Source organism: Pseudovibrio sp. WM33 (assembly GCF_001623165.1).
GTDB lineage: Bacteria > Pseudomonadota > Alphaproteobacteria > Rhizobiales > Stappiaceae > Pseudovibrio.
The window spans coordinates 1-7,447 of the sequence record NZ_LMCK01000102.1; the positions used below are offsets into that span (position 1 = coordinate 1).

General features: G+C 51.1%; 11 protein-coding genes. All 11 read right to left on the bottom strand.

The annotated features are described in order from the left end of the window. Nucleotides 1-385: 385 nt before the first annotated feature. The gene (gene trhO, locus PsWM33_RS18955; protein WP_063301264.1) at nucleotides 386-1,204 is read right to left on the bottom strand and encodes an oxygen-dependent tRNA uridine(34) hydroxylase TrhO; all 819 of its coding nucleotides are present in this window, start codon (nucleotides 1,202-1,204) and stop codon (nucleotides 386-388) included. A 151-nt stretch (nucleotides 1,205-1,355) separates the two neighbouring features. After that, the gene (locus PsWM33_RS18960) at nucleotides 1,356-1,679 is read right to left on the bottom strand and encodes a RebB family R body protein (protein WP_057460908.1); all 324 of its coding nucleotides are present in this window, start codon (nucleotides 1,677-1,679) and stop codon (nucleotides 1,356-1,358) included. A 237-nt stretch (nucleotides 1,680-1,916) separates the two neighbouring features. Then, nucleotides 1,917-2,237, bottom strand: coding sequence for a RebB family R body protein (locus PsWM33_RS18965; protein ID WP_057460907.1), 321 nt, complete (start codon nucleotides 2,235-2,237; stop codon nucleotides 1,917-1,919). Nucleotides 2,238-2,396: 159 nt separating this feature from the next. Next, entirely contained in the window at nucleotides 2,397-2,693 is a 297-nt protein-coding gene (locus PsWM33_RS18970; protein ID WP_063298110.1) for a RebB family R body protein, read from the bottom strand. Between the two features lie 203 nt (nucleotides 2,694-2,896). Continuing rightward, nucleotides 2,897-3,238: a RebB family R body protein gene (locus PsWM33_RS18975; protein WP_063301265.1), complete on the bottom strand. Its 342-nt coding sequence runs from the start codon at nucleotides 3,236-3,238 to the stop codon at nucleotides 2,897-2,899. Between the two features lie 120 nt (nucleotides 3,239-3,358). Next, on the bottom strand, nucleotides 3,359-4,024 hold the full coding sequence (locus PsWM33_RS18980) for a hypothetical protein (protein WP_063301266.1): 666 nt from the start codon (nucleotides 4,022-4,024) through the stop codon (nucleotides 3,359-3,361). A gap of 23 nt (nucleotides 4,025-4,047) precedes the next feature. Next, the gene (locus tag PsWM33_RS18985; RefSeq protein WP_063301267.1) at nucleotides 4,048-4,464 is read right to left on the bottom strand and encodes a hypothetical protein; all 417 of its coding nucleotides are present in this window, start codon (nucleotides 4,462-4,464) and stop codon (nucleotides 4,048-4,050) included. Nucleotides 4,465-4,601: 137 nt separating this feature from the next. Then, a complete protein-coding gene (locus tag PsWM33_RS18990; protein ID WP_063301268.1) occupies nucleotides 4,602-5,321 on the bottom strand; it encodes a hypothetical protein in 720 nt (239 codons plus the stop codon). Between the two features lie 14 nt (nucleotides 5,322-5,335). Further along, nucleotides 5,336-5,596: a RebB family R body protein gene (locus tag PsWM33_RS18995; protein ID WP_054663306.1), complete on the bottom strand. Its 261-nt coding sequence runs from the start codon at nucleotides 5,594-5,596 to the stop codon at nucleotides 5,336-5,338. A 78-nt stretch (nucleotides 5,597-5,674) separates the two neighbouring features. After that, complete coding sequence (locus PsWM33_RS19000; RefSeq protein WP_057460903.1) at nucleotides 5,675-6,256, bottom strand: RNA polymerase sigma factor; 582 nt, start codon at nucleotides 6,254-6,256, stop codon at nucleotides 5,675-5,677. A 456-nt stretch (nucleotides 6,257-6,712) separates the two neighbouring features. After that, nucleotides 6,713-7,447 (bottom strand): AAA family ATPase (locus PsWM33_RS19005; RefSeq protein ID WP_208994642.1); only part of this gene is annotated, 735 nt, incomplete at its 5' end.

Genomic DNA, 7,447 nt, shown 5'->3' on the forward strand with positions numbered 1-7,447 from the left:
CCCGGGCGTTTTTGTATGAAACAAGGTCTCCACCGAAAGGCATTGGGAGCAGGCACCATCAGCAACAAACACACCAGCCAAAGGCAAATGTGAGTGCCAGTGATAGCTAAACGCCTGCCAGTGTAGACGCCCATCGGGTGACCAGCTTCCGCTTGGTCCCTGCACTAAAGACTTTCAAGGGGTGTTTCAACGGACCCGCCGGAAGATGCGTTATGTCTCCCGGTAGCCCCGCCCAGCTCACGCTGCACTGGCGGTCGCTCCGCCAGCTGCCCGTTTACGTGAACATGAGATCAACAATAAGCCACGTTGAACGGACGGGGATAAGGTTTTCCGGGGTGCAAGCAATAGTAAGGGGCAGTCAAACCACCCCTCATTCCAGTCTGCTTCAGCTTTCGCCAGCCTCAGAAGGCTTGTCATCAATCTGGTATGGCGCGAGAACCTTCTTGGTTTTCTCCGGCAGGTTCTTCCCCCAGCCAGCATCAAGTTTGTGATCAACAGACACGCGGTCATCAAACACAAAACACTCGCCTTTCCAGAGGCTCTCGTCCTCTGGTACATTTTCCAGATAATTCAGAATACCGCCTTCAAGGTGATAAACCTCATCATAGCCTTGCTCCAGCATCAGCCCGGTAGCCCGCTCACAGCGGATACCGCCGGTGCAGAACATGGCGACCTTCTTCTTGGCGCGCAGAGAGTTATCATTGCGTTTGACCCATTCAGGAAACTCATTGAAGGTTTCCGTGTCAGGGTCCAATGCACCTTCAAACGTGCCCAGAGCAAACTCGTAGTCATTGCGCGTATCAATCACGACCGTATCCGGGTCGGAGATCAGCGCATTCCAGTCCTCTGGTTTCACATAGGTGCCGACAAGATCATTCGGATCAATATGGTTGACGCCCATATTCACGATCGCTTGCTTCAAACGCACCTTCATGCGCTTGAACGGAATTTGCTTAGCCCAGCTTTCCTTGACGATGATGTCATGAAAACGCGGGTCTTTGCGCAAGTAAGAAATCACGTCCCGCATCTGCGGTTCTTCACCAGCAATGGTTCCGTTAATGCCCTCACGAGCAATAAGAAGACTGCCGCGAATACCACGGCTTTTGCAGTAGTCAAGCAGAGGTTCGCGCATGTCTTCAAAGTCCGCAAACTCAACAAACTTGTAGAGCGCACAGACCAAAATGGGGGTTAGCGTATGTGTCATTCTTTGCCTTTGTGGGCTTATTCGTAGCAGTACCTATACCCATTTCCATCGGGTCTGTCAGCAAAAGAGACCATACCAAAACTGCAAACCTCCCCTGCCGAAGCAGGGAAGGTTGAAATGTAACTCGCACGAGAGGTCGTCACAGGTTCATTTACCGGCCCGGACGGAAGGTTTCCATAATGGTAAGAAGCGTCTGAAGCTGATCCGGTGTGCCAGACTGAGCAACCTTTTCCGTAGCACCAGCAGCTGCCATGGTATCCATGGAGTAGATCTGCATGACACCCTGGTTGGTTGCAGCCTGAGCCAGAATGTTCTGCTGCTGAGAAGCAGCCACGTTATTCTCAAAGAGAATACCGGTTGAGTGCGCCATCGTCTGGAAAAGCGAACCCATAGCCATGGCGGGTGCTTCACCAACAACCTTCACATTGGTTTGTGTGACGGCATCAGTAATCATTGGATTTACCGTATCCGGCATAGTCGTCATCCTTAAAAATGCAGCATATCTTTCGAAGAGACGAAACCGCCTTTCGAATACCGATACGCGGGAGACAGAAACAAAAGCAGTTCAGCAGAATATGAACTGCCATGAATTAAAAAAGTCGTGTCCGGTGATTTCACAGAGAACCACCAAGGGCATGCCCACCTGAAAACCAACCGGACACCATTAACTGCAAGTTGAACCAACGCCGCCAGAGGGCGACGCCTAAACCCGTTACGTTGGGTTGAAAACGCGCATGATTGTCAGCAGCGTGTTCAACTGGTCTGGTGTGCCGCTCTGAGCAACTTTTTCGGTAGCACCAGCGCCAGCCATCGTATCCATGGAGTAAATCTGCATGACTCCCTGGTTAGCTGCTGCCTGAGAAAGAATGTTCTGCTGCTGAGCGGCAGAGACATAGTTCTCAAAGAGAATTCCAGTGGAATGAGCCATTGTCTGAAAGACACTGCCCATTGCCATCGCAGGGGCTTCACCCACGACCTTTACGTTGGACTGGGTAACCGCGTCAGTGATCATAGGGCTAACAGTTGTTGGCATTCTAATAGTCCTCTTTCATACAGTTCTGGTCAAAATCCGGTTCTGCATTTCCTTGAACTGGCTCCAAAGGAGTACGCGCTACTACAACTTAAAGGATGCATCAGAACCATTCTCATCGCTCTGGCCTTTGCACCAGAAAGCGAAGCTCGAAAGTTCCGGTTATGGGTTGAAACTACGCAAGGTAGTCAGCAGCGTGCTGAGTTGGTCAGCTGTCCCAGCCTGAGCAACTTTTTCTGTGGCCGATGCCCCGGCCGTTGTATTCGCGGAATAGATTTGCATGACGCCCATGTTGGTCGTCGCCTGTGCAAGAGTGGTAGATTGAGACGCGGATGCGACTGAGTTCTGCAACAAAATGCCCGTTGAATGTGCAAGGGATGCATAGAGGTTCCCCATCGCAATTGCAGGCGCTTGCCCAAGCACCGTTACATTGGATTGCGTGACAGCATCCGTCACCATGCCGCCCTCTGGTATTACGGGGCCAATCCCCGGTAGATCCGCCATAAATCACTCCCACCTGATCAACCGAACTCATGAGCAGTTCGGTAAAAACGCAGCCCTGCTTCACCTCTGATCAAGCGCAAGCACTGCACTGACCAGAGGCAAACTCTCAATTATTTAGAAAACTCAATGGCCGTTGCAGACCGACCAAACACCGCGACTTAACGCGAAAAATACCGACACAATGTTCCGAGCAAACTCTCGTTCACCTGCTCGGCTTCCTTCGGCTCCATATGTGAAATGCTGTTTGCAGCAGCCATGGATCCAACAGAATAAGTATGCAAAATTCCCTGATTCAAAGCGGTCTGTGCAATGATGTTCTGGCGCTGTGCATTCGAGACGGAATTCTCAAAAAGCACCCCTGTCGATTGCGCCGCGGTCAGGAAGGTCAGCGCCAGCGCAAACGCGGGAGCCACCCCAAGAATTGCAATCACGTCAGCATCAACAGTTCCGCCATCGGAGGGTTTTGCTGCGCCACATTGTTCCTCAATAGTCTTTGGCATTTTTTCTCCAATATGCTTGTTATTATTGCCATTTACAGACTATTGACGCCGCTCCTCTCAATTTGTGAACTCTTTCCTAAGAGCCTGTGCTCTTTGTAAGAATTGGTTCACACATCACACTCACCTGTCGCGAGTTCTCTGTTGCAGATAACTAATCAAAAGCTCAGAGAGCTTCTCATTAAGTGGCGCAATCTGCTTTGAAAGCTCCGATTTGATTTCCTTCTTCAGAAAATCCCGCATGGCTTCAGCAGCCTGTACTGCCATCGCTTCCTGATTGGGAACCCCGCCCTGACCGGGCAGGCCAGAGGCCGGAAACTGCCCTAAGCCAGGACCAGATTGCGGCACACCTTGCCCAGGTGCTATTTGCGGTTGCGGTTGCGGTTGCGGCTGCACAGGCGGCGGCGCTGGTTGAGGTTCCTCACCTTCCTCCCCGGTGCCAATCACACTCTTAATCGTCGAAATCTCTTCATCAATGGAGGTGCACAGCTTGGCTGCCGCATGCTCCACCTCAGACACAATCGTCTGCGCTGAGGACGTTGCATCATCACAAGCCCGATTGATCTGCGCCTGCTGCTGCCGGATTTCAGCAACCACCTCATTGTAGTTTGGAATGCCCTGCCTCAGCTGCGCAAATTCGCTGGCCGCCTGATCCACATTCTGCTTCACTTTGGTCAGCTGCACGACAGCATCATCCAGCGCAGAGTTGAATTCTGGACCCGGTGTCGCCGTGACCTTCTGAGGACCAGCATCTGCGGCCCCTGACGTTTCGTTTGCGGCTGTACTCATCGCCTCACTCCTCAAGTCCAGTCTTACCAGTTGTGATCTGAATTCCGCTCGGAACTACGGTCCTCTCCCCGCGCGTCAAACTCAATGTCGCCAGTGGAGGTAAACCGCGCAAGAAGCTCCTCTTCCACCCCATCCTGAATCAACCGGTCCTCGTCTTCGCGGTCCTCATATCGGTCGGCCTCTTCCTGCAATCGCTCATCGCGAAACCCGAGCACCACATCCGCTGCTGAAATGCCATCTTCACACACCAGCATCCCTTCCGCCTTCACCAGCGCATCCCGCGCCAGACTCAGATGACACAAAAGCCCTGGCAGCGTCTCAACACCAGACCGCGACAGCGTAAGCGTCTCTTCCTGCTCGATAACCCCTTCCCAGCGGCGCAACTGATTGAGGATCACCTCCTCCAATTCCTCTCGAATGTATGTAACGTCCCGTTCCATATCTCACCTTTAGAGCTGACCGGGGATCTGCCTATCGCGTCAGAGCCCGAAGAAAAGTCGCAAGCAAAATGTAGTCCTATTGAGAAAACAGCGTTATTTCCTGAAGCAGATCCACCAGCCGACCCACTTCCGCCGGGTCACTCACTCACATCTTGAAACGCCGAGATAGCATTGGTCACCATGACGTTCAGCTCCGTCAGCGCAGGTGTCGCTGCCAACGCAGGATCCTGTGCGATCTTCGCAGCCACAATCGCCTGTGCAGCCATCGAGATTTGCATGACACCGTTCATGTAGGTCTCTGCATTCTGCGACGCATGCCCGCTGGACTGCTTGGTCATCACATCATCAGGAATGGAGATCATCGACTCCAATCCTTGGTAATTTTGAAAGTTGGTAAACTGCACGGCCTGAGTAATCTGTTCGTTTAAAGCAGAAGTTGAAGGCGCAGAGGTTGGCAATGGTGGATAGGATGGCCCGGAGGACTGTTCCTTCCCGGTATCCGTGGATGTGCCCTGCGACTGCCCACCCGTCCCGTCAGAACCGGTAGTATCCTCAAAGTCTGCACCGCCAGCAGATCCCTTTTCACTATCCATCACCATGGTTTGTTGCGCTCCGGATTGACTGTTGCTCTCACTTGCTGTGTTGACGGTTTCCGTTGCCGCCTGTGAGGACATTTTGACCGCTGGAGAAGATCGCTGAGCACCCTGTGTTCTGGATGCCTCAGCACCGGACTGAGTTGAGGAACGCAAACTATTATCGCTCAAAGGTCCGTGGAGCAGAGAGATCAGGCGCCGCCGACGCATAATCGCATTCTCATACTCTTGAGAAGCTGAACTCTCACCTCTCTCCCTCACCATCAAATTCCCTCAAATTAACCACCTGAAGGTTTAGACTCCGCTCCAGAGGTCGGGCCTATTTCCATAATCAGCTGCACGCCTTTGGACACAACAGCCGTCGATATCTGGTTCATGGATTGTTGCGCATGGGTCGCATTTTGAACCGACAATCCCGTCGCATTGCTAACCACTTGGTACAGATTGGCAATTGCCTGAGAAGGTGCTTCACCCACCACCTTCACATTTGTCTGGGTAACGGCATCCGTCACCTGAGCATTTACAGTATCTTCCGCCATGCTTTCGCCCTCGCAGTCTAAATTCGTTAACTATTCGGAGAGACGCACTCCCAACCCTCCTGTGAACATTCAATCTGCTCAATTGAGCCGCTTACGCTTCTTGGAGCGGGCATCTCTCAGCTTCTCACGCAAAAACTGCACCCGCTTTCGGGCCAAAGCCTGAGAAATATTCAGCTCCTCCGAAATCTCGCTGTAACTGCGATCCTCGGCAAATTTCATGGAAAAAATCTGCTGGTAGATAAGAGGAAGCCGCTCCAGCGTCTTGCTGATCAGCATCAGCTCTTCCTTCTGTGCCAGCAACACTTCCTGCGGTGCGCTTTCAATCTCTGTGTTGGCCAGATGTTCGTCGTAAACATCCTTATCGCCATCACGAAACTGATATTCATAACGCTTCTTCCGGTACTGACTGATGAACTCGTTTTTGAGCGCGTACATAAAAAAGGCGATTGGCTCCCTCATATTCAAGGGACGCTGTTCAAAGTGCGATGCAACCTTAATGATCGTTGCTGACATCAACTCTTCAGCCGCATCCATATCACCACCCGTAAGATGAAACGCTCTTCCAAATATCTTTTTTCTATGCTCGTTCCAGTATTCCCAAACAGGCGTCAGGTCCTGACGCCCATCAAGATGTTCTAGTCGTGTATTCTTGTAATACATCCGCCACACCTCAATGTATTACAGACTAAATCCCTGAACACCACAAAGAGACATCACGAAACACACACCAACACTGGCATGGAGAACAGATATCAACTTTATTTCTAGAGAATTCGTCCGCTTCGATATAGATGAAGCTACGGATATTCTTGTTTACGGAAAACCAACGCAATTTTATGGGTTGTATAAATTCACGCTTACAACCCTTGATAATATAACGTGAACCAGATTAGAAATTTTAAGAGGTTCCAGTCACTTAACGACCTTCGAGTAATCAACCTTGCAGAATTACAACACAACCAGAAACACGACGACGACCTGTTAACAACCTATAAGGTGTATACTTGAGGTTGATACAACCCGAAAAATGCATAAGCCCAATCTCATAGAGCGCCATCCACCCTGCCCTTAATAGACAGCCCGCCCGACGTTTTGTGACATAAGCGATTCTACAAATTAAAGGAGAGATTGTTTTTCCAGGTGCTCAATCACAAACCGCGCACGCTCTTCAACGCACACTTGCGGCACGTCAACCAACTCATATCCATAAGCACGATAGACCGAAACATTCGCCGCATAATCCTGGCATGCAAAGTCAAAGCCATGCGTTCGCTCCGCATCATGTTCAAAAATCTCTTTCCACGGTGCGCACACAAAAAAAGGAGAAGCAAACCGCCTCTTTTGTGCAGCAATCACCATGCTCTGAGGAACAGAAGCCCCAATAATTGCACTGTAAGCAATCGCCTCAAGAAAACTGCGATCATGGAAAACAGGCTCATCTGATCGCACCACCCACTGATCAAACGCCGCAATGGAACGCTCAAACAACAAGTCCCGAAAGGCAACGCAGTCCTGATCAGGAAGGGCAGAACCGTCAATCCCCCGTTGCTCCCGCACCAACTGGCGCCCAACCTCCTCCCGGCACGCATACCCAAGAGACTTGAGATACTCCAGCAAAGTAGATTTCCCAGCACCAGACGCACCAGTAATGACAAAGTTCATCGCAAAACCTCGCAAAGAATGAGCAAAACAAGACGATATATTGGGGGGAGAGTTCGAAAACCGGAATGCAAGGAGCGCAAAAAGGGTAGTGCTTTCGATCTGAAGCAAGGCACACATAAGCACCACTGAGGCATAAATGCCTTCGTGAAACTGATCAGCCCCACTTGAGTGGTCCGGTTTGAAAGTTAG

Coding starts and splice junctions, on each gene's coding strand:
- trhO (WP_063301264.1), bottom strand. CDS start 1,204: ATGACACATACGCTAACCCCCATTTTGGTCTGTGCGCTCTACAAGTTT.
- PsWM33_RS18960 (WP_057460908.1), bottom strand. CDS start 1,679: ATGCCGGATACGGTAAATCCAATGATTACTGATGCCGTCACACAAACC.
- PsWM33_RS18965 (WP_057460907.1), bottom strand. CDS start 2,237: ATGCCAACAACTGTTAGCCCTATGATCACTGACGCGGTTACCCAGTCC.
- PsWM33_RS18970 (WP_063298110.1), bottom strand. CDS start 2,693: ATGGTGACGGATGCTGTCACGCAATCCAATGTAACGGTGCTTGGGCAA.
- PsWM33_RS18975 (WP_063301265.1), bottom strand. CDS start 3,238: ATGCCAAAGACTATTGAGGAACAATGTGGCGCAGCAAAACCCTCCGAT.
- PsWM33_RS18980 (WP_063301266.1), bottom strand. CDS start 4,024: ATGAGTACAGCCGCAAACGAAACGTCAGGGGCCGCAGATGCTGGTCCT.
- PsWM33_RS18985 (WP_063301267.1), bottom strand. CDS start 4,464: ATGGAACGGGACGTTACATACATTCGAGAGGAATTGGAGGAGGTGATC.
- PsWM33_RS18990 (WP_063301268.1), bottom strand. CDS start 5,321: ATGGTGAGGGAGAGAGGTGAGAGTTCAGCTTCTCAAGAGTATGAGAAT.
- PsWM33_RS18995 (WP_054663306.1), bottom strand. CDS start 5,596: ATGGCGGAAGATACTGTAAATGCTCAGGTGACGGATGCCGTTACCCAG.
- PsWM33_RS19000 (WP_057460903.1), bottom strand. CDS start 6,256: ATGTATTACAAGAATACACGACTAGAACATCTTGATGGGCGTCAGGAC.